A 21,104-nucleotide genomic window follows, 5' to 3' on the forward strand; every position below is an offset into this window, starting at 1 on the left:
CCAGTAATCATATGAACCGTAACCATATGCATTACTTTATAATACATAGAAAATCAGGATATCGAGATGGCTGAGTCTGAGACTACCGGGACTGTAAAGTGGTTCAACGAATCTAAAGGGTATGGTTTTATCGAACAGGATAACGGACCTGACGTATTTGCCCATTTCCGCGCTATTGTTGGCGATGGGTTCCGTACTCTGGTTGAAGGCCAGCGTGTCAAGTTTAATGTGACTCAGGGCCAGAAAGGGCCTCAGGCTGAGAACATTGAAGTGATCTGACTTTCCAACCAGATTACAAAAACCGGCATCCATTGGGTGCCGGTTTTTATTGCCTGTTGCAAAAAAATGTAGGTCTTGTGGCAATCTGTTTTTCTAATAGCTTACTATTGTATGAAATTCATGCGTCAGCAGAGGCTAAGGAGTACTCCATGTCTGATGTTTTTCATCTTGGTTTGGTTAAGGCAGATCTTCAAGGGGCAGAACTGGCTATTGTGCCGGGCGACCCGGAGCGAGTGGAGAAGATTGCCCGGCTTATGGATCGGGCCGAACATTTGTGTAGTCAGCGCGAATACACAATCTGGCGGGCTTACATTAATGATAAAGCCGTTATTATCTGTTCAACCGGTATTGGTGGCCCTTCGACGTCTATTGCCGTAGAAGAACTGGCTCAGTTGGGTATTCGCACTTTCCTGCGGGTTGGAACGACCGGCGCGATTCAAACCGACATTAATGTTGGCAGTGTCATTGTAACCACTGGATCAGTAAGGCTGGATGGTGCAAGCCAGCATTTCGCGCCACTTGAGTATCCTGCAGTTGCGGACTTTGATTGTACTCAGGCTCTGGTTTCTACTGTTCAGGCTCGCGGGGTTGAATACCGTACAGGTATTACTGCTTCCTCCGATACTTTCTATCCTGGGCAGGAACGCTATGACACCTTGCGTGGTTATGTGATTCGCAAGTATCAAGGTTCAATGGAAGAGTGGCAGAAGCTGGGTGTGCTGAACTATGAAATGGAATCCGCCACCCTGTTGACTATGTGTGCTGCACTTGGGTTGCAGGCAGGTTGTGTGGCTGGTGTTATCGTAAATCGCACCCAGCAGGAAATTCCTGATGCAGAGCTGATGTCGAAGACAGAATCTCACGCTATCAATATTGTTGTGGATGCTGCGCGTTTGTTGCTGTCCAAATAACTGTCGTTTTGTTTTAATAGTTTTTGCGCTCAGCTTCCCTTGCTGGGCGCAGGTTGTAATGTTCTCTGTGCCTCAGGAAATATCTATAGCAGCCATTCCCTCCCGGCAATTCAGCCATAGCTTGGTTAAATCTTTCTCCTTGCCAAGCCAGTCCAGGCACCATGACAGTGCTGCCCCCATATTTTCCTTGTTCCATGCCATCAGACATTTGCGGTTGTATTTCAGAGCAGGGATCGGCCGGGTAACCAGCTTTCCTGTTTTTAGAAAGTGGTCGGCATAATGGACAGGAATCATTGTCACGCCGACACCGCGCACTGCGCTGTGTATAGCTTGTCGGAAATCCGGCATTACCAGCAGTTTTCCATAGGCTGCAAGGCTGTCTCCTCCCTGTTGTAAGACACGGGCAGAGTCTTGAACAACAATCGTTGTCTGATTCTCAAGTTCTTTCACGTCAACAGGCACGTTGGCTGGATTTGCCAGAGGGTGTTCAGGAGACATGACCAGCTTCCAGTGCAGTGGTCCCATATTGCGCCAGGCAAAAGCAGAGTTAGCGCTGATTTCATCTGGAATAGTTACTGGTGCACCAATTACCAACTGACAACGGTTGTGGAAGAGAGCATCCCAGCAACCCATATAAACTTCATTGGTCACATGCAGAACTGTGTCAGGAAAATGTTCCCGGAATGCATCTGTTAATAGTTGGATTGGACCCTGATTAATAATGTTGTCCATGACAATATGCAGTTCAGCCTCAACACCCGTAGCGATTTGTGTTGTTGCACTGGCCAGCTGGTTTAACTCGTCCAGAATTTTCTGCCCCTGCTCAACAAAATACTTTCCCGCTGGAGTCAGCTCAACACGACGACTGTCTCTTAGGAACAGAGGCACACCCAACTCGTCTTCCACCTTGCGAATGGTATAGCTGATAGCCGAGGGAACCTTGTGTAAGTGACGGGCTGCAGCTGTAAAGTTGCCGAAGTGAGCAACAGCCTGAACAATTTGTAGCGTTTCTGTTTGAATCATCTGTTTTTATGCCAGCTATCAAAAAAAATGAATGCCCTTGCAAAATAAAACGTTTTTTTTCTTGGTCTTAGGTATCTACTATTCGCATCACTTGCTGCTCAGGGCGGCAAGTCACCTGCTCTTACAGCGCATTCGGTTTGGGTGAACCTGGCGTTGGCAGGGCTCAAGAATGGAATTTCTGAACTCTGATGAAGCAGGTTGAGCGAGCGATACCTGATACTTAAACCCTCCCAGCCGATGGCTGTGAGGGTTTTTTTTGGGCTGATGAAAAGTAAGTAAAAAACCTTAAATCGTAAACCTAATAAAAAGCAGAGCGATTGATGCAGATCAAAAATTGTTCGTATTTGTTTGTGGACAATGGCGCCACGTTTCATTGTGTGAATCTTAAACAACAGGAATGTCTCTGTCTGTTGTAGTGAGTCAGTTTGTGAGCGGTTGCTTTCAAGTGATAACAAGATTTCTCTGAGTATCAATATAAAGATCTTAAAAAGATCAGGGGTGGTTTCATGGCCCAAATCGGCTTTAGTATTCTGGGTATTGCCTGTCTTCTCGGGCTGGCTTTTCTGTTATCTGATAACCGAAAGGCGATTAACTGGCGCACAGTAGGCGGAGCTTTCGCTATTCAGGCAAGCCTGGGTGCTTTTGTTCTCTACATCCCGGTTGGTCAGGAAATTCTGACTACTATTTCTGGTGGTGTACAGAATGTTATTAATTTTGCCGGTGAAGGCATTGGCTTCCTGATGGGTCCTCTGAGTAACCCAGGTTCTGCTGGCGGCTTTATCTTCGCCTTCCACGTTCTGCCTATCATTGTTTTCTTCTCAGCTCTGATCGCTGTTCTCTACTACCTCGGCATTATGCAGTTTGTTGTGCAGCTGATCGGTGGTGCTCTGCGTAAGGTGCTGGGTACCAGCCGTGCAGAATCTCTGTCTGCTACCGCTAACGTATTCGTTGGCCAGACTGAAGCGCCTCTGGTGGTTAAGCCTTTCATCAAGCACATGAGCCAGTCTGAACTGTTTGCCATCATGGTAGGTGGTCTGGCATCTGTTGCCGGTTCCGTACTGGCCGGTTACGCCGGTCTGGGTGTAGATCTGAAGTACCTGGTTGCAGCAAGCTTCATGGCCGCTCCTGGTGGCCTGCTGATGGCCAAAATCATTAAGCCTGAAACTGAAAAAAGCACTGATTTCAAAGCGGATCAGTTAGAAGCTTCTGCTGATGAAAAGCCTGCCAACGTTCTCGACGCTGCTGCACAGGGTGCATCCAGTGGTCTGGGTCTGGCTGCAAACGTAGGTGCGATGCTGCTGGCTTTCGTTGCCCTGATCGCCATGGTTAACGGTCTGCTGGGTGGTGTTGGTAACTGGTTCGGTATCGACGGTCTGTCCATGCAGATGATTCTGGGTTATGTATTCTCCCCAATTGCTTTCATCCTGGGTGTGCCAGCTGGTGAAATTCTCCAGGCAGGCAGTCTGATTGGCCAGAAACTGGTTCTGAACGAGTTCATCGCCTATATCGATTTTGTAAGCATGAAAGACACTCTGTCTGCGCACACACAGGCTGTAATTACTTTTGCGCTGTGTGGTTTCGCTAACTTGTCTTCCATTGCAATCCTGCTGGGTGGCTTGGGTAGCATGGCTCCAAGTCGTCGCAGTGACATTGCCCGTATGGGTGTGAAAGCCGTACTGGCTGGCTCTCTGTCTAACCTGATGAGTGCTGCCATCGCCGGCCTGTTCTTGGCGCTATAATACGAGCTTTACGCACGCGTATTGAAAACCGGTCGGTGTACTTCTAAAAGAAGTGTCCGACCGGTTTTACCGTTTTCTGCCAGCTTCGCCCGCTATTGTCTGTGAACTGGTAAACAAAGAGAGAAGTGTTATGTCTGATCTCAACGCCAGCAGCAAACTCGCTCTGCAACTGATGGATAATACGTCCCTGAACGACGACGATACCGCAGAACGCATTGTTGCTCTTTGCAAGTCCTCCAAAACTGCAGCTGGTCATACTGCTGCTGTGTGTGTATATCCAAAGTTTGTTCCTGTTGCTCAGAAGACCCTGAAAGAGCTGGGTCTGTCTAATGTAAAAGTGGCAACAGTGACCAACTTCCCGGCTGGTAAAGCCGATGTTGAGCTGGCGCGTCGTGAAACAGCAGAAGCTGTTGAACTGGGTGCCGACGAAGTTGACGTGGTATTCCCTTACCGCGCACTGATGGAAGGCGATGAGCAGATTGGTTTTGATCTGGTTAAGGCTTCCAAAGAGGCCTGTGGCGACCGTGCTCTGTTGAAAGTGATCATCGAATCCGGTGAGCTGAAAGATCCTGCCCTGATTCGCAAGGCTAGCGATATTTCCATCAATGCTGGTGCAGACTTCATCAAGACCTCTACTGGTAAAGTGCCTGTAAACGCAACTCCTGAAGCGGCTCGCATTATGCTGACTGCTATTAAGGAAAGTGGCAAAGATGTAGGCTTCAAACCAGCCGGTGGTGTGCGTACCGCAGAAGATGCGAAAGAGCATCTGGATATTGCTGCTGAAATTCTGGGTGCCGACTGGATTAACCCTTCTCACTACCGTTTTGGTGCCAGCAGCCTGCTGCCTAACCTGCTGAACACTCTGGGTCTGAAGAAAGATCACGTTGACACCGGGGGCTACTAATATGTTTCTTCCCCAGGAAGTCATCCGCAAAAAGCGTGAAGGTCTGAAGCTCTCCGAGCAGGAGATCAATGACTTTATCCAGGGCGTGACCAAAGAAACTGTCTCCGAAGGGCAGGTAGGTGCTCTGGCTATGGCAATCTATTTCCAGGGTATGGAAATGGATGAGCGTATCTCCCTGACCAAATCCATGCGTGATTCCGGCATCGTCATGAGCTGGGAAAACGAAGGCCTTAAAGGGCCTATCGTTGATAAGCATTCTACTGGTGGTGTAGGCGACGTTGTCAGCTTAATGCTTGGCCCTATGCTGGCAGCCTGTGGTGGTTATGTACCAATGATCTCTGGCCGTGGCCTTGGTCATACCGGAGGTACTCTGGACAAGCTGGACAGTATTCCCGGTTACCAGACCAGCGTTGATGAAGAGCAGTTCCGCAAAGTTGTTAAAGAGGCTGGTGTGGCGATTGTCAGCCAGACTGGTGAACTGGCTCCTGCGGATAAGCGCATTTATGGCATTCGTGATGTGACTGCCACCGTTGAATCTATTGACCTGATTACTGCTTCTATTCTTGCAAAGAAGCTGGCCGAAGGTCTCGATTCTCTGGTTATGGACGTGAAAGTAGGTAGTGGCGCGTTTATGCCAACCTACGAAGCCTCCCGTGAACTGGGTGAGAGCATTGCCAAGGTTGCAACTGGTGCCGGTGTAACCACCACCGTTCTGCTGACTGATATGAGCCAGTGTCTGGCCTCCAGTGCCGGTAACGCTGTGGAAGTAGCCGAAGCTGTGCGCTTTCTGACTGGTGAGTATCGAGCTCCCCGTCTGCTGGAAGTAACTGTTGCTCTGGGTGCAGAGCTGCTGGTGTCTTCAAATCTGGCACCGGACCTGGAAATGGCCCGCAGCAAACTGATGGCCTGCCTGGAAGATGGTCGTGCAGCAGACGTCTTTGGACGTATGGTTGCTGGCCTGGGCGGTCCTGAAGATTTTGTTCAGCGTTATGATCATTACCTGCCTAAAGCCAAGGTTATCAAGCCTGTGCTGGCGGAAGTCGGTGGTTATATCACTGAAGTGAATGCCCGTGAGCTTGGTCTGGCGGTTGTGGCAATGGGCGGCGGTCGTCGTACGCCAACAGATTCCCTGGATTACAGTGTTGGCTTGACCGGTGTCTGTGCTCTGGGCCAGAACATTGCAGCTGGCGAACCGCTGGCTATGATTCATGCAGGTTCCGAGCAGGCTTGGGAAGAGGCTGCCCGCATGGTTCGTGAAGCTATTACCTTTAGCGATAAGCGTCCGGAAGCACTGCCAACAGTGTATGAGCGCATTACCGCCTAAGATTGTTCAGGCTTCCCAGAGTGTTATGGTGGCTGTAAACCGCCATAACACTCCGGCTATAAACAGGAGAATAAGGATGCCAAGAGCGATATTTCTGGTGCTGGATTCATTCGGTATCGGCGCGGCTGGCGATGCAGAAAAGTTTGGTGATGTCGGCTCCGATACCCTGGGTCATATTGCTGAAGAGTGCGCTAATGGTCGTGCAGATGTTGAACGTACCGGCCCACTCAAACTCCCTAACCTGACCAAACTCGGTCTGCTTCACGCGCACCGCAACTCCACGGGTAAGTGGGCTGAGGGCATGGAGGAGATGGAAGCGACCGGCGGTTCCTATGCCTATGCGGCAGAGATTTCCAGTGGTAAAGATACCCCAAGTGGCCATTGGGAAATGGCCGGTGTACCAGTGCTGTTTGACTGGGGTTACTTCTCAGAGCACAACAACAGTTTTCCTCAGGAATTTCTAGACAAGCTGATAGAGGAAGCTGGTCTTCCGGGTGTACTGGGCAACTGTCATGCGTCTGGTACCACAATCATCGCCGACCTTGGCGAAGAGCATATACGTACCGGTAAGCCGATTGTTTATACCTCTGCTGACAGTGTATTCCAGATTGCCTGCCATGAAGAAAGTTATGGTCTGGATAATCTGTACAAGCTTTGCGAAATCTCCCGCAAGCTGCTGGACGATTACAACATTGGCCGGGTGATTGCCCGCCCATTTATCGGTTCCGGCCCGGAAGATTTTGCCCGTACCGGTAACCGTCGCGATTTCTCTGTTCTGCCTCCAGCGCCAACTCTGCTGGATCATTTGGCAGAGGCCGGTGGTGAAGTTGTCAGCGTTGGCAAGATTGCCGATATTTTTGCTCATCAGGGCATTACCCGTAAGGTGAAGGCTACTGGTCTGAAGGCGTTGTTCGATACAACTCTGGAAGAGGTTGAACGAGCTGGTGATAACACGCTGGTGTTTACTAACTTTGTCGACTTTGATTCTGCCTGGGGTCATCGCCGTGATACAGCCGGCTATGCTGCCGGTCTGGAAGAGTTTGATGCTCGCCTGCCAGAGCTGATAGAAAAGTTGCAGCCCGGTGACTTGCTGGTGATGACTGCAGACCACGGTTGTGATCCTACCTGGCATGGTTCCGACCATACCCGTGAGCATGTTCCAGTCCTGTTCTCCGGGCCTGGTGTAAAAGCTGTTGATCTGGGTGGGCGTGAAACCTTTGCTGATATGGGGCAAACCCTGGCTGAACACTTCAGCCTGCCCAAACTGGAATTTGGTAAGAGCTTCCTGAAAGAGATTCTTTAACCAGAAGCTTTTTCTTCTCTATAGTTTTGTTAGTTATTGCTTAGCCTGAGTCGAGGAATGATTCAGGTTTTGGAGGATTTTCAATGGCAACTCCCCACATTAATGCACCTGCTGGCGCTTTTGCTGAAACTGTTCTGCTGCCTGGCGACCCATTGCGCGCTAAGTACATTGCAGAGAAGTTTCTCACTAACGTTGAAGAAGTGACCAACGTTCGCAACATGCTGGGCTTTACCGGTGAGTACAAGGGCAAGCGTATCTCCGTGATGGGTTCCGGCATGGGTATCCCTTCCGCCTCCATCTACTACAAGGAACTGATCACCGAGTACGGTGCCAAGAACCTGATCCGTGTGGGTAGCTGTGGTGCCGTATCTCACGACGTAAAAGTTCGTGACGTAGTTATCGGTATGGGTGCCTGCACCGACTCCAAGGTAAACCGTATCCGTTTCAAGGATCATGACTTTGCCGCTATCTGTGACTTCAACCTGCTGGAGAAGTCTGTAGCTGCTGCCCGTGAAACTGGTGTTTCCATTAAGGTTGGTAACCTGTTCTCTGCGGATTTGTTCTACAACCCAGATGCAACCATGTTCGACACCATGGAAAAGTACAATATTCTGGGTGTTGAGATGGAAGCTGCTGGTCTGTACGGTGTATGTGCAGAGTTTGGTGCGAATGGTCTTGCGATTTGCACCGTAAGTGACCACATCCGTACGGGTGAAGCTCTGGATGCGGAAGCCCGTCAGAACTCTTTCAATGAAATGATGGAAGTGTCTCTGAACACAGTTGCTTCTCTGTAAACAGAGATATCAATTGTTCGCTTTGTCGAGGCTGTTCAGCACGGTCTCGGCAAAGGTCTGGAGATGTTCTTTCTTTGGATTCATTCTCCCCATAACTCCAATGCCCCATATTGCAGCCATAATAGTCGTGGCTTTTTCTTCGCTATCTGTACTTTTGGCAAGCTCACCTGAAGCGCGGGCATCTTCAATCGCCAGCTCGAACCTGTTCTGTATATGTTTTAGCTGTTGTTTTACGCACTCTTCCAGTTCAGGGTCGTGACCGCTGAATTCTAATAATGAATTCACTAACAAACAGCCGTTAGCCTGTTCACCGCAAGCCCTTTCTACCTGCAAGGTGAAAAAACTCTCCAGTAGCGAAGTTATGCTTGATGATGTTGCCTGCAGGCGGTCGATACAACTGATTGTGTTGTTGGCATACCCTGCAAGAACTTCTCTTAGCAATCCATCCTTGTTGCCAAATGCCTGATACAGGCTGCCAGGTTTTAATGAGGTGGCTGTTTGCAGATCGGCAACAGATGTCGCCTGATAGCCTTTGCTCCAGAACAACTGTTGAGCCGACTCAATAACCTGCTGTCTGTCGTACTTTTGAGGTCTGGCCATATGGTTTCAAGATTCAATAAGCATATAAGTGGACTATTCTCCCTGAGAAAAAGGTGGTCGTAAAGGTTATTGAATGTGTATTCATAAATTGCTATTTTGAATGTTCATTCAATAACTAAAAAGCAGAGGTTGAAATGGCTCTTACAGAAGCAATTGCCAAGTATGAAGAGGCCAAGAAACAAAAAATGCCTGCCGAAGTTCTGGAGTTGATGAGCAGAACAACTCAGGAGTTGATCGCAACAGGTCTGGCAAAACAGTCTGCTGGTCAGGGAGATAAAGCTCCTGAGTTCACTTTGCCTAATCACAAAGGTGACGATGTATCTCTCGATACACTTCTTACCAAGGGGCCAGTGGTTTTGAGCTTTTACCGTGGTGGCTGGTGCCCTTACTGCAACTTTGAGTTGAAAGCTCTTCAGGAAAAACTGGGTGATATAGAAGCTGCTGGAGCATCTTTGGTGGCGGTATCACCGGAACTGCCCGACAATGCATTGGCAACTCAAAAGGATAATGAACTGGCTTTTGATGTTCTGAGTGATGTTGGCAATAAAGTTGCCCGAGATTATGGGCTGGTATTTACTCTTGCGGATGAACTGCAGTCTCTCTACATGAAGTTTGGTCTGGATGTACCAACCCGTAATGGCGATGGCTCCTGGGAACTTCCTTTCCCGGCAACCTTTGTGATTCAACCAGACAGAACTATTTCTCTGGCTTTCGTGAGCGCGGATTACACTCAGCGTTTAGAACCTCAGGATGTGGTTGATCACTTGAGCAAGTAAGTAATGCATTAAAAGATAAATATGAAAAAACCCGCTTAATTTAAGCGGGTTTTTTATCTTAGGGTGAGATGTGCGTTTGATTAGTTCTGCTTAATAGCTTCGCCAGTATTGCCTTCTTCCTCTGGCAGGAAGGTTTCTTCAAAGTCATTCAGCTTAGTGCTAACAACTTTCGCCAGAATCAGCAGGCCAACAAGGTTAGGGAATACCATGATGCCGTTGAAGAAGTCTGCCAGAGTCCAGACAAACTCAACTTTCAATGTGCAGCCCAGCACAATGAACAACATAACGATCAGAGAGTAAACCTTAACAGCTTTGTCGCTGTCGTTACGGAACAGGAAGCGAATGTTGGCTTCACCAAAGAAGTACCAGCCAATAATGGTGGAGAAGGCGAAGAACAGCAGAGCGATGGCAATAAATACGCCGCCGAAGGACCCCATGCCAGCGGTGAAGGCAGCCTGAGTCAGGGCGATACCAGTGGTGTTGCCATCAATGGGTACAGTCAGGATCACCAGAGCCGTAATCGTCAGGATGACAAAAGTATCAAAGAATACGCCGAACATGGCGACGTTACCCTGTTGAACCGGGTGACGAACCTTTGCAACAGCGTGCGCATGAGGAGTAGAACCCATACCTGCTTCGTTGGAGAACAAGCCGCGGGCAACACCGTAACGAACAGCTTCCTTAATCGTTGCACCCAGCAAACCACCCGTAGCAGCAGCAGGGTCAAAGGCACCGACAAAGATCATTTTGAAGCCGGCAATAACAGCATCAAAGTTGCTTAGTAAAATAAAAAGGCTTCCAACGATGTACATAATAGCCATCACTGGTACGACTTTTGAGGTGAAAGATGCAATTGCTTTCACGCCACCGTTGAAAATCAGGCCGGCCAGAATAGCAACGGCAACACCTACAGCCAGAGGGGGAATGCCAAAGGCTGTGGAGAAGGCATCACCAATGGAGTTGGCCTGCACCATATTACCGATAAAGCCGAGAGCCAGGATAATGGTTACAGCAAAGAAGGCACCAAGAGCCTTGCTGCCAACACCTTTGCTTAAGTAGTAAGCAGGGCCACCACGGGTCTGACCATTCACATCTTCTTTGTAAACCTGAGAGAGTACAGATTCTGCGAAGATGGTACCCATGCCAAAGAAGGCAGTAATCCACATCCAGAAGATTGCACCAGGGCCACCGGCTGCGATTGCTGTTGCTGCGCCGGCCAGGTTACCGGTACCAACCTGTGCAGCCACTGCTGTCGTTAAGGATTGGAAAGAACTCATTCCCTTGTTGTCTGCGCTTTGACCTTTATTGGTGCCACCCAGCGCGTATTTCACGGAACGGCTGAAATGACGAACCTGAGGAAAGCGCAATTTAACAGTGAAATAAATACCAGTCCCGCAAAGAAGAAATATTAAGACGTAGCCCCATAGCAGGCTATTAGCCCAGTCAACTATCGACATTAATGCATCCATGGTTAATTCTCCTATGGATTTGTGATGGCGAATTAAGAGGTTTTTTGTTTTTTCTAAATCAAGTGAAAGAAGAAATTCTTTGAGCGATTTGGCTTTAGCCTGTCGAGTAAGCTCGCTGGTCTATGCGGGAGAGAAGCTGGTCAGCAGTTTGTAGTAACTGTGCAGTATGATTATAAATACTCATAGTTCTTGCAGGCTTGAAGCTGTTGTCTGGATTCTATGTACCTTGTTCGCTGCAAAAACTGTCCTGGAGCAAGTTTTTAAACGTTTTATTATCGGTAAACTGGCCTTTACAAAAAGTTTATGTTCTACAGTTTCAGTGAATTATCTTGTGGTTAACAAACATGTTTTTTAATTAATTTGAGTGACGTGAGATTAAATTAATTTTATTGTGTCGTATAAGCTCTATTTATTCTCTTTTGTTTAGTTCAATAAAAAAGCGCCACCAATTTAGGTGACGCTTTGAAAGAATCACTAAAGTGTCTTTAAGTTAACCTTCGAGACCTTTAGTTGCCTGGCTCATTTGAATCAATTCAACTTTATAGCCATCGGGGTCTTCAACAAAAGCGATGTGAGTAGAGCCGCCTTTTACCGGGCCAGGTTCGCGGCTGATCTTGCCACCGGCTTTGCGAATATCTTCACAGGTCGCATAAATGTCGTCAGCGCCAATGGCGAGGTGTCCGAAAGCAGTGCCGTGCTCGTAGCTTTCAGTGCCCCAGTTGTAAGTCAGTTCAATAACGGCCGTATCGGACTCATCGCCGTAGCCCACAAAAGCCAGGGTGTATTTGTATTCTTCATTAACTGACTTGCGCAGCAGCTTCATGCCAAGAATGTCAGTGTAGAACGCGATGGAACGATCGAGGTCACCAACGCGGATCATGGTGTGAAGGAGTTGCATAATAATGCTCGCTCAGGCTTGTGTGGAAAATAAGTTGCCGCTTACAGGTTCTCTGCAAAGCGGCAGGAGGGATTGGATAATTGTACGATAAAAACAGGAGAGTCGTTACTGGGAGTTAGCCGTAGCTGTTTTCTCTCCTTTAAGGATTTTATGGTTCACCGTGGCTTTATCTATAGACACGATGTAATCCTTTCCTTTTTCGGTTTGCTTCAACTTAACCAGAAGATCGTTCCAGTCTTTGGCCAGCCAGATCCAGGTCTGGCGCTTGTTGTTATCGCGAACCATCTTCAGGCGAACTGTATTCAGTTTGCCGACAGGAGTGTCCAGTACTTCCTCACCATCGATTTTGAAGGTGTAGTTATCCCGTTCATCTTCATCAATGATGTTGTAGGTAAACTCTTTCAAACCGGTAGCAACATCAAGTTGAAGCTGCTGTTGATAGCTTATACGATCTAAATCATTGGGTTGGAGTGATACGTTCCAGCTTTTTTCATTTTCTTTGCTGAGGGCAAATTTTTTACCCCAGTCAAAGTCAACGGCTGCAGTTTTTTTCTTCCCGAGAGCTCCTTTTTCCATGTTGTAGCTTTCGGGTTGAATCTTTCCATTGTTGAAGCGGAAGCGGGATTCTTCATCGAAGCTGTAAATCAGCATGTCGGCCTTGAATGACAGAGTCCAGCTATTGTCGTTGTTTCGAACCAAGGAACGCTTGGCATTACCACTAATGGGAACGCCACTCAGGCTGGCATTGTAGCTTGCTTCATAGGGTAGAAGTGTGGCTTGAGGGGCAGCGGCATTAACGTTGCCGGAAATAATCAGCCCGCTGAACAATACAGGGGCGACAACTCCCGTAATACAGGAGCGCAGGTTTGCAGGAATCAGTTTCATCATTCAGGAGTTGAAAGTACCGTATGTTGGAACCCCTGAGCAGGCAGGGGGGTGTTATCCAGTAGAGCCTTGTTATGTTCAAGGCGTAACCGGCCACTGGCAAACCAGCCAACGGCTACAGGATAGATGATATGTTCCTGTATCAGGACTCTTTTTTGCAAGGTTTCCTCTGTATCGCCGGAACGTACAGGAATGCGCGCCTGGATCACCGGAGGGCCGCCATCCAGCTCGCCGGTTACAAAGTGAACAGTGACACCATGCTCAGAGTCGCCAGCTTCCAAAGCTCTTCGATGGGTGTGAAGGCCTTTGTATTTAGGCAGCAGAGAAGGGTGAATGTTGAGAAGACGGTTCTCGTAAAAGCGGGTGAATTCTGGTGTCAGTATGCGCATGAAACCGGCAAGAACAACAAGCTTTGGATTGTGACCATTAATCAGGTTCATGAGGGCCTGATCAAACTGTTCTCTGGTTTCGTAATCTTTATGATTTAACACTTCGGCTGGAATTTTTGCTTCCATTGCCCGTTTTAAACCAAGGACATCAGGTTTGTTGCTGATAACTGCAGCGATACGAATGCCGATATCTTCTTGGGTATCAATCAGTGCCTGCAGGTTACTGCCACTGCCAGAAATAAGAACGACGACCGGCAGGCGGTCGTCGTTAAGGTTTTGATCTGAAGGGCTTGTCATTTCAGTGCTGGTCATTACAGTCCGGTCAGCTCTACCTGTTCTTCGCCTTCGGCCGCATCAGCAATAGAGCCGATTTTCCAGGCGGTTTCGCCAGCAGCTGTGAGCAGATCGATAGCTGCCTGCTTTTTCTCTGCAGGAACGGCAACAACCATACCGACGCCACAGTTCAGGGTGCGATACATTTCTTTCTGTTCAACATTGCCACCTTGTTGCAGCCACTTGAACAGGGCAGGAATTTCCCAGCTGTTGGTATCAATCACAGCTTTTGTATTGTCAGGCAGCACCCGTGGAATGTTTTCCAGCAAGCCGCCACCAGTAATATGGCTCATGGCGTTAACCAGACCTTTACTAATAAGTTCCAGCATTGGCTTAACGTAAATGCGGGTTGGTTCCATCAGCAGATCCGCCAGAGGCTTGCCGTCCAGTTCTTCATCCAGAGCGGTTTCATTCACTTCCAGAATCTTGCGAATCAGGGAGTAACCGTTGGAGTGGGCACCGCTGGATGCGAGGCCGATCAAAGCGTCGCCAGCCTGAACTTTGCTGCCATCGAGAATCTGGTCTTTTTCAACAACACCAACACAGAAACCGGCCAGATCGTAATCTTCGCCTTGGTACATGCCTGGCATTTCCGCGGTTTCTCCGCCAACCAGGGCACAGCCGGACATTTCGCAGCCATTGCCGATGCCGGCAACAACACTGGCAGCTACATCTACATTTAGATGGCCGGTGGCGTAATAGTCGAGGAAGAACAGAGGTTCTGCACCGCAGACAATCAAATCGTTTACACACATGGCAACAAGATCGATGCCGATGGTGTCGTGACGATTAAGATCCATAGCCAGTTTAAGTTTGGTACCTACACCGTCGGTGCCAGATACCAGAACAGGTTCATTGTAACCTTTGGGAATTTGACAGAGAGCTCCAAAGCCTCCGAGTCCCGCCATAACTTCCGGGCGACGGGTGCGTTTTGCAACATGCTTGATGCGATCCACGAGGGCGTTACCGGCATCTATATCGACACCTGCGTCACGGTAACTGAGCGATCCTTTATTCTCGGTCATTTTTAAATGCTGACTCTCGAAGAAAAGTGGGATTTTGGGTGATGAGCTGGCGCAGGATTGTATCAGCCGCAGGGGATTTCGGCTATCTATAGAAGGGCTTTCGGTGTATCTCGCACTATATGTTGTATCAGTGGTCATACCCGAGGGCTAAGTTGTGGCACAATGGTCGACAATAACTGTTTATTTTCATGATTACCGGGATGGCCTGAAGACGTAATGACAATGCTTCTTTACCGGAGATGGTTTCTTCACTGGAGGGATATGTGTCTCCAGATTCAACATACCACGCAAAAAACAGTTGGCTCCCATGGCAGATTGATGGGGTTTCTCAGTGTTCTGCTGTTCGCCCTCTGGGCTGGGCAGGTGCAGGCGGCGAGTGGTCAGGCCGGAAATCTTTACGAGGCCTGGATTCCTGTTGCTGACCAGAGTGATGCCAGCCGGCAGGCAGGGTTCAAGCGTGGTCTGGATATTGTTCTGCAAAGAGTAACAGGGCAGGCGCAGGCTCCGACAGTTTTGGAGCTGGCAGATATTCGTAAGCAGGCAGGTAATCTGGTCAGTCGGTTTAATTACCGGGAGCAGCCGGAAGTAGATCGTCGGCAGCCCTGGCAGCGCTATTTATTACAAGTGAGTTTTAATGAAACGGCACTGAATGATTTGCTCAGGAAGAAAGGGTTGGCTATCTGGGGGGCGGGCCGTCCTCCCGTTCTTGTCTGGATAACCCGTGAGCAGGAAGGGCGCCGGGAGATGGTCGGAGGCAGTCAGCCTTCTGTTATTCGGGACAATCTGGATCATGCTGCCAGTGAATGGGGTGTTCCGCTGATTTATCCATTGATGGATTTTGAAGATGCGGGAGCTTTGGCTGTTTCAGAGTTATGGGGACTGTTTGCTGATCCTATTCAGCAGGCCTCAAAGCGTTATGGTGTGAATACAGTTCTCGCTATTCGGGTGTGGCCCTCTACAGAAGGTGAAGGATTGTTCAATGCCCGTTCGCTGTTTCTTTTTCAGAGGCAGGTTATAAGTTCTGATTTCCGGGATATTAAACCGGAAGAATTGTCTGAACGTTTGCTTTCCACTGTCGCTGGCCAAATGGCTGGTTACTATGCTGTGACTGCTGATGGCTCACCGGGGCGTCCGGTACGGATTTCTGTTGATGGCGTTGATACGGTTTCTGTCTATGCCAACCTGATTCGTTATTTTGAGGATTTAACAGCGGTTCGTCAGGTGATGCCGGTACAAATCAGCGGAAGTAAGGTTCTTCTGGAAGTGACTATTGATGGTTCTATGGAACAGTTACGAGCCATTATTGATCTGGAACGTAAGTTGGTTACCCCTACGCCATCAATACAAGATGGGTCTGAGCAACAAGTTAATGCGATGCAGTGGCTGTCCGATTTCGACTACCGCTGGTACCAGTAACCGAGTTTTGCAGGAGGTTGAAGAAAAGGATGACTGATAACTCTGAAATACAACTGCCATCGGCCAGCAGTATGACGGTTGCTCAGCGCAGCTTCATACTCAGTATTGTGGTTGTTGCTGGTGTTCTGATTTATCTGCTGGGGCCGGTACTGACACCTTTTCTTATTTCTATGGTGCTGGCTTATCTTGGTGATCCTCTGGCTGACCGGTTGGAAAAGCTGGGGTTGGGGAGAACAGCAGCCGTTTGCGTGGTGTTTTTTGGTGTTATCCTGATCTTCGCTTTAACGCTGCTGGTTCTGGTTCCCGGAGCCATCAAGCAGATTCGTCACGTTATCGAGCTGTTGCCAGCTTTGGGGCAGTGGCTGCAAACTGTTTTTGTGCCGTGGCTGGCTGAGTATGTGGACATCAGCCCAGAACTCTTCAACCTGAAAGAGTTAAGCGCCAGATTGTCTGGCGAGTGGCAGAAGACCGGTGGTCTCCTGAAAAACTTAACCGAAGCGATTGGTGGTTCAACCAAAGCAATGGGGGCTTTTCTGGCCAATCTGTTTTTGGTGCCTGTGGTGACTTTCTATCTTCTTCGGGATTGGGATCGTTTAACGGAAAATGTCAGTCATCTGATTCCAAGAAACCTGGCTCCCACTGTGATGACTCTGTCCCGGGAGTGTGATGAAGTACTGGCTGCCTTCCTGAAAGGGCAGTTGATGGTGATGCTACTTTTGGGCATAACCTATGGTGTTGGCCTTTGGATTGTCGGTCTGCAGTTTGCCTTGCTTGTTGGCCTGGTTGCTGGGCTGGCGAGTATCGTTCCTTATATGGGTTTTATTGTTGGTATTGGCGTTGCGCTGGTAATGGCAGTATTCCAGTTTGATAGCTGGTTACCCATAGGCGGAGTCGTAGTCGTTTTTATGATTGGTCAGGCTCTGGAAGGTATGGTTTTCACACCGTTGCTGGTGGGAGACAAGATTGGTCTGCATCCCGTTGCGGTGATTTTCGCCATAATGGCCGGTGGCCAATTATTTGGTTTTACCGGAATTTTGCTGGCTTTACCCGTTGCAGCTGTGATTATGGTGCTTCTTGTGCATCTTCACGGCAACTATAAGGGCAGTCACCTGTATCATGCCAGTGAGGAGTCGTGATATGGTTGTCACCTGCCAAAACCGTCGATTCATAGCGGATACATGAGTCAGCCGTTGCAATTACCGCTTAGTGTGCAGTTGAGGGATGACGCCACCTTCGCCAATTACTATCCCGGTCCTAATGATTCCCTGGTGAACATGTTGGATCTGGAAAAGTGTGCCGATGGTATAGCTCCGGAATCCTTCCTCTATTTATATGGCCCTTCGGGAGCCGGGTGCAGCCATTTATTACAGGCTGCCTGCCACCAGACAGATCGTTTGGGGTTTCGCTCCGCCTATCTTCCGATGGATGAAATGGTCGATTATCCTCCACGAGTACTGGAAGGGTACGATGCTCTTGATCTTGTCTGTCTGGACAATATCGAGGCAATAGCTGGTAATCGCCATTGGGAAGAAGCCATTTTTACTCTCTTTAATGAACTCCGTGAACGTGGGAAACGTCTTCTTGTTGCGGCGAACTGCCCGCCTCGCCAGCTCGAAATTGAGCTTCCGGATCTAGTGTCTCGTTTATCCTGGGGGCTGGTTTTCCAGGTTCACCCTCTTGATGATCACGATAAGGTTATGACCTTGCGCCTGCGGGCTCACCTCAGAGGCCTTGATTTGTCGGAAGAAGTTGCCCGTTTTATTCTTAATCGCAGCCCCCGTACTATGCAGAGCTTGTTCGATGTTCTTGCTCAGCTTGATGGTGCCAGCTTGCGGGCGAAACGGAAGCTCAGCATTCCTTTTGTGAAGGAAGTGATGGGTTGGTAGCCCTTTTGTAGGCCATCTCTGTCAAAACCTTGCCTGAATCCTGAACCGAAGCCTTTATCTAAAGGTTTTCGGGTCACTCCCTGTGCATTTCCTTTCTGATTTCCTGCTGTTAACCCAAAACCTTCTATGGTGATGGATAAGGAATATCTCTGGCCGAGACAGGTGGTACGTTGCAGTTCGGCACACTCGAGTACCTGAATTGCCTCCCCTGAACCTCCTAAGAGAGCCTTGCCATAGCGATATGGGGGTCGGTTCATGCTTTTGTCTAACAGACCGGCGGGAACCATCCGAGTATTGTTGTGGTCACGGGCAAAGATATGTCCGGTCAGAAATTACATGGTACACACACGGAGGTTTCACCATGAAGACAGAAGGAACTGGTGGTTTAATAGGAATAGGTAAAAGTCTGTTGCATAAGGCAGACCGAGTTCTGCGCAAAGGAAAATACAAGGCAATGGAGATTGAGGCTCGCAATAAAACTGAGCAGCAGTTGCCATCTGCTGAACAGCAAGCTCATCTTGAAGGTAAGCCTCATACCAATGTGACGGTTCCACCGGCTGCTCCTCCCCTTAGTAAAGAGCTGCTTGAGGCTCAGAGAGGTGGGACAGGTGAGCCAGCCAAGAAAGAAAAGCCTTTAACCAAAAAGCAGCTTAAGAAGCAACTTAAGAAACTGAAAACTGAAGATAGGCGCACGGAAAAAGATAAGTCTGACTCACGGATTGGACCTGAAAAGGGCCCATCTATGCCAAAGGAACTGCTTAAGGATCTGAATACAGTAGATGCTGAGCGTGATGATCCTAATGTTATGGATCCAAGCAAATTTAATTTTGCACCAAGACCAGATGGCAGCTTTGAAGCAATTCCTAAAAAGTCGCTTGATCGCTATAGGGAAGGGCATAAGTTAGATGAAAATCGTCGAGAAGCATGGCTTGACAGTGCTGCCCGTGAGTCGCATGAAAACATAATGAAAGGTGGTAAAAAGCTGTTTAGTGAAGAAAAGCATTCAGGTGTACTGAATGAATTCAAAGATACTCTTCTGGCAGATCAGGTGAACAGGGTCACCGTTGGTGATGACGGACATCTTCATGCTCCTGAATATGATGGTGAAGCTGTAACACATCGTCAAATGGCCAACATTGAGAAGTCTCAAGAAGTGGATCAGGCATTCACGAATCAAAGAGCCGAGATGATGATGTACGATGCTGTAGGTAAAGCTGCAGATCGGTTGGAGTTTCTGGAAGCTAAGAAAACCAAGCTTGAAAAGCTGGTTGGTAAGCTTATGAAAGCTGTCGACAAGATTCACTCTTCCAAGCTCATTGCTGGAAAAAAAGTTGCAGATGAAGTTGTAGGTGCTGTGACTAAGTTCCTTACGAACTTGGCTGAGAGAAGTCATCAGAGAAGCAAGGCGGTTGCTGTTCAGATTCCGGCGGCTCAAAAGGCTTTATGGCATGCGCAGCATAATCTTGAGCGTTTCCTGAGTGAAAAGGAAAATGTTTCAGACACTGGTGTGAAAGAGTTGCCTAAGATGCCTAATGCAAGAACTCCTGGTGAGAACCAGTGGGCACCTATGTATCTTGATCAGTACACAGATAGCCCATTAGATATTGATGAGGATGCTCTAGCTCGACAGTATGATATAGACCGCGAAGAAGAGCTTGAGGATGCAACGTTTATGTCTGCCACCAACGAGGTTGCTGACATAGAGTCTCTGACAGATGATCTGAATATGCTGTCAGATGTCGATGAAATGGATAAGCCTGACTAATAGGCTCAAGTAGGAAAAACGGCTCTTTTTAAGAGCCGTTTTTTATTTGCCCTGAAAAAACCATCGAACAAAATAAATCGTACTGATAAACAGCGCGATGGATTCTCCCGCTAATAACCAACCAATCCAACTTTCATGTGCCCAGCCACTCACCACTCCACTGGTGAAATAAAACAGTACGACAAACCCCAACCACGCAAACCCTCGTCCATGCTTAGTAAAAACAGCTGGCACAAAGATAAGAAGTGGCAGAACCCGAAAACTCCAGATCAGCCATGGTGAATCAACAGCTGGTGGAGCCAGAACCCAGTGTTCCAGCGAAATAGTCACCAGCAGCAATACATAAAGAATCACTGACACTTGCCAGCAGATTTTTGCCTTTGGCCCCAAAGTTACTGCAGATGAACTCATTATTATTGTTCCAGTTTGATAGCCAGATTCGCGACACGCTTGCCAAGTGCTATGCAGAGTTGTTTTTCATTATCAGACAATGGTTGATTGTTCTGCCCGGCAACATGACTGGCTCCATAAGGTGTGCCGCCCGTTGTCGTGTGAGTTAAAGCGGGTTCGGAATAAGGCAATCCGCAAATCACCATGCCGTGATGAAGCAGGGGAATCTGCATGGATAACAACGTACTTTCTTGGCCTCCATGAAGGCTGGCAGTGGAAGTAAACACGGCGGCAGGTTTGTTGATTAATGCGCCGGTCAGCCAGAGGTTAGTAGTGCCATCAAGAAAGTACTTTAGCGGTGCAGCCATATTGCCAAAACGGGTGGGGCTGCCAATGATCAAGCCACTGCAGTTGCGAAGGTCATCCTCAGTGCAGTACACCGCACCTTCAGCAGGAATACTTTCTTCAGTTGCTTCGCACATTGTTGAAACAGCAGGAACAGTTCTCACTCTGGCTGTCATTCCTGCAACGCTCTCAACGCCGCTGGCTATGTTTAACGCCAGATCTTTGGTTGCACCATGCCGACTGTAATACAGAACAAGAATATATGCCTGGTCACCCTGTGACATTACAGAATCTCCAAAACGGACTCAGGTGGGCGACCGATACGTGCCTGACCATTTGTTAGTACGATTGGGCGTTGAATCAGTTTGGGGTGTTCAATCATGGCTTCAAGAAGCTGCTGGTCGGAAAGGCTGGCATCTTTCAGGTTGTTTTCTTTATAGGCACTCTCGCCAGTTCGGATAAGTTCACGAACAGAAATTCCAAGAGTGTTTATGACTTCGGCCAGAGTTTCTTTTGAGGGAGTGTTCTCAAGATACAGAACAATTTCTGGCTCAATCCCTTTTTCCTGCAACAGTTGGAGAGTCTGGCGGGATTTGGAACAGCGAGGATTGTGATAAATAGTAACTGCAGCCATGATCTTCTCCTGTAAA

At 48.5% G+C, this 21,104-nt stretch carries 22 protein-coding genes; 12 read left to right on the forward strand and 10 right to left on the reverse strand.

Annotation, left to right across the window (positions count from 1 at the left end; all coding sequences use genetic code 11):
• The first annotated feature begins 66 nt into the window (after positions 1-66).
• Positions 67-279, forward strand: a complete 213-nt coding sequence (locus ACY2RR_RS23365) for a cold-shock protein (protein ID WP_490110614.1) — start codon at positions 67-69, stop codon at positions 277-279.
• Positions 280-428: 149 nt separating this feature from the next.
• A complete protein-coding gene (gene udp, locus ACY2RR_RS23370) occupies positions 429-1,190 on the forward strand; it encodes a uridine phosphorylase (RefSeq protein ID WP_490110615.1) in 762 nt (253 codons plus the stop codon).
• Between the two features lie 72 nt (positions 1,191-1,262).
• Here the strand turns inward: udp and ACY2RR_RS23375 are convergent, their stop codons facing one another.
• A complete protein-coding gene (locus tag ACY2RR_RS23375; RefSeq protein WP_490110616.1) occupies positions 1,263-2,213 on the reverse strand; it encodes a LysR substrate-binding domain-containing protein in 951 nt (316 codons plus the stop codon).
• Positions 2,214-2,719: 506 nt separating this feature from the next.
• On the opposite strand from ACY2RR_RS23375, the gene ACY2RR_RS23380 reads away from it, so the two are divergent.
• From ACY2RR_RS23380 to deoD, 5 genes are all read left to right on the forward strand, one after another.
• Positions 2,720-3,952, forward strand: coding sequence for a NupC/NupG family nucleoside CNT transporter (locus ACY2RR_RS23380; protein ID WP_490110617.1), 1,233 nt, complete (start codon positions 2,720-2,722; stop codon positions 3,950-3,952).
• 130 nt (positions 3,953-4,082) lie between these two features.
• Positions 4,083-4,856 (forward strand): deoxyribose-phosphate aldolase, encoded by a 774-nt coding sequence (gene deoC / locus ACY2RR_RS23385; RefSeq protein ID WP_490110618.1) that lies wholly within the window; start codon positions 4,083-4,085, stop codon positions 4,854-4,856.
• A gap of 1 nt (position 4,857) precedes the next feature.
• Entirely contained in the window at positions 4,858-6,180 is a 1,323-nt protein-coding gene (deoA, locus tag ACY2RR_RS23390) for a thymidine phosphorylase (RefSeq protein WP_490110619.1), read from the forward strand.
• 76 nt (positions 6,181-6,256) lie between these two features.
• On the forward strand, positions 6,257-7,483 hold the full coding sequence (locus ACY2RR_RS23395; protein WP_490110620.1) for a phosphopentomutase: 1,227 nt from the start codon (positions 6,257-6,259) through the stop codon (positions 7,481-7,483).
• An 83-nt stretch (positions 7,484-7,566) separates the two neighbouring features.
• The gene (deoD, locus tag ACY2RR_RS23400) at positions 7,567-8,277 is read left to right on the forward strand and encodes a purine-nucleoside phosphorylase (protein ID WP_490110621.1); all 711 of its coding nucleotides are present in this window, start codon (positions 7,567-7,569) and stop codon (positions 8,275-8,277) included.
• 9 nt (positions 8,278-8,286) lie between these two features.
• Here the strand turns inward: deoD and ACY2RR_RS23405 are convergent, their stop codons facing one another.
• Positions 8,287-8,877: a TetR/AcrR family transcriptional regulator gene (locus tag ACY2RR_RS23405; RefSeq protein ID WP_490110622.1), complete on the reverse strand. Its 591-nt coding sequence runs from the start codon at positions 8,875-8,877 to the stop codon at positions 8,287-8,289.
• 134 nt (positions 8,878-9,011) lie between these two features.
• Between ACY2RR_RS23405 and ACY2RR_RS23410 the strand changes: the two genes are divergently transcribed.
• Positions 9,012-9,653: a peroxiredoxin-like family protein gene (locus ACY2RR_RS23410; protein WP_490110623.1), complete on the forward strand. Its 642-nt coding sequence runs from the start codon at positions 9,012-9,014 to the stop codon at positions 9,651-9,653.
• 80 nt (positions 9,654-9,733) lie between these two features.
• On the opposite strand, the gene ACY2RR_RS23415 is transcribed toward ACY2RR_RS23410, so the two are convergent.
• The 5 genes from ACY2RR_RS23415 to purM all read right to left on the reverse strand — a co-directional run bounded on the left by ACY2RR_RS23415 (position 9,734) and on the right by purM (position 14,652).
• The gene (locus ACY2RR_RS23415; RefSeq protein ID WP_490110624.1) at positions 9,734-11,122 is read right to left on the reverse strand and encodes an alanine/glycine:cation symporter family protein; all 1,389 of its coding nucleotides are present in this window, start codon (positions 11,120-11,122) and stop codon (positions 9,734-9,736) included.
• A gap of 490 nt (positions 11,123-11,612) precedes the next feature.
• Positions 11,613-12,020 (reverse strand): lactoylglutathione lyase, encoded by a 408-nt coding sequence (gloA, locus tag ACY2RR_RS23420; RefSeq protein ID WP_490110625.1) that lies wholly within the window; start codon positions 12,018-12,020, stop codon positions 11,613-11,615.
• A gap of 105 nt (positions 12,021-12,125) precedes the next feature.
• Positions 12,126-12,908 (reverse strand): DUF3108 domain-containing protein, encoded by a 783-nt coding sequence (locus tag ACY2RR_RS23425; protein WP_490110626.1) that lies wholly within the window; start codon positions 12,906-12,908, stop codon positions 12,126-12,128.
• Positions 12,905-13,606: a phosphoribosylglycinamide formyltransferase gene (gene purN / locus ACY2RR_RS23430; protein WP_490110627.1), complete on the reverse strand. Its 702-nt coding sequence runs from the start codon at positions 13,604-13,606 to the stop codon at positions 12,905-12,907. Before purN ends, ACY2RR_RS23425 begins: the two co-directional genes overlap by 4 nt.
• A complete protein-coding gene (gene purM, locus ACY2RR_RS23435) occupies positions 13,606-14,652 on the reverse strand; it encodes a phosphoribosylformylglycinamidine cyclo-ligase (protein ID WP_490110628.1) in 1,047 nt (348 codons plus the stop codon). The genes purN and purM overlap by 1 nt, the downstream gene beginning before the upstream one ends.
• A gap of 261 nt (positions 14,653-14,913) precedes the next feature.
• Here purM and ACY2RR_RS23440 point away from each other — a divergent pair, with 261 nt between their 5' ends.
• The 4 genes from ACY2RR_RS23440 (at position 14,914) to ACY2RR_RS23455 (ending at position 19,719) form a co-directional block, all read left to right on the forward strand.
• Positions 14,914-16,068: a DUF2066 domain-containing protein gene (locus tag ACY2RR_RS23440; protein ID WP_490110629.1), complete on the forward strand. Its 1,155-nt coding sequence runs from the start codon at positions 14,914-14,916 to the stop codon at positions 16,066-16,068.
• A gap of 29 nt (positions 16,069-16,097) precedes the next feature.
• Positions 16,098-17,204 carry an AI-2E family transporter gene (locus ACY2RR_RS23445; protein ID WP_490110630.1) on the forward strand — a complete coding sequence of 369 codons (1,107 nt, stop codon included), beginning with the start codon at positions 16,098-16,100 and terminating at the stop codon, positions 17,202-17,204.
• 42 nt (positions 17,205-17,246) lie between these two features.
• Positions 17,247-17,954: a DnaA regulatory inactivator Hda gene (hda, locus tag ACY2RR_RS23450; RefSeq protein WP_490110631.1), complete on the forward strand. Its 708-nt coding sequence runs from the start codon at positions 17,247-17,249 to the stop codon at positions 17,952-17,954.
• Between the two features lie 361 nt (positions 17,955-18,315).
• On the forward strand, positions 18,316-19,719 hold the full coding sequence (locus ACY2RR_RS23455; RefSeq protein ID WP_490110632.1) for a hypothetical protein: 1,404 nt from the start codon (positions 18,316-18,318) through the stop codon (positions 19,717-19,719).
• A gap of 42 nt (positions 19,720-19,761) precedes the next feature.
• Here ACY2RR_RS23455 and ACY2RR_RS23460 read toward each other — a convergent pair whose 3' ends face one another.
• The 3 genes from ACY2RR_RS23460 to arsC are packed head-to-tail and all read right to left on the reverse strand — an operon-like array spanning position 19,762 to position 21,088.
• Complete coding sequence (locus ACY2RR_RS23460) at positions 19,762-20,130, reverse strand: DUF2069 domain-containing protein (protein ID WP_490110633.1); 369 nt, start codon at positions 20,128-20,130, stop codon at positions 19,762-19,764.
• A 2-nt stretch (positions 20,131-20,132) separates the two neighbouring features.
• Positions 20,133-20,738, reverse strand: coding sequence for an NAD(P)H:quinone oxidoreductase (gene wrbA, locus ACY2RR_RS23465; RefSeq protein WP_490110634.1), 606 nt, complete (start codon positions 20,736-20,738; stop codon positions 20,133-20,135).
• Positions 20,738-21,088, reverse strand: a complete 351-nt coding sequence (arsC, locus tag ACY2RR_RS23470) for an arsenate reductase (glutaredoxin) (RefSeq protein ID WP_490110635.1) — start codon at positions 21,086-21,088, stop codon at positions 20,738-20,740. Before arsC ends, wrbA begins: the two co-directional genes overlap by 1 nt.
• Between the last annotated feature and the right edge of the window lie 16 nt (positions 21,089-21,104).

It is taken from the genome of Parendozoicomonas sp. 2304DJ65-17, assembly GCF_058148445.1.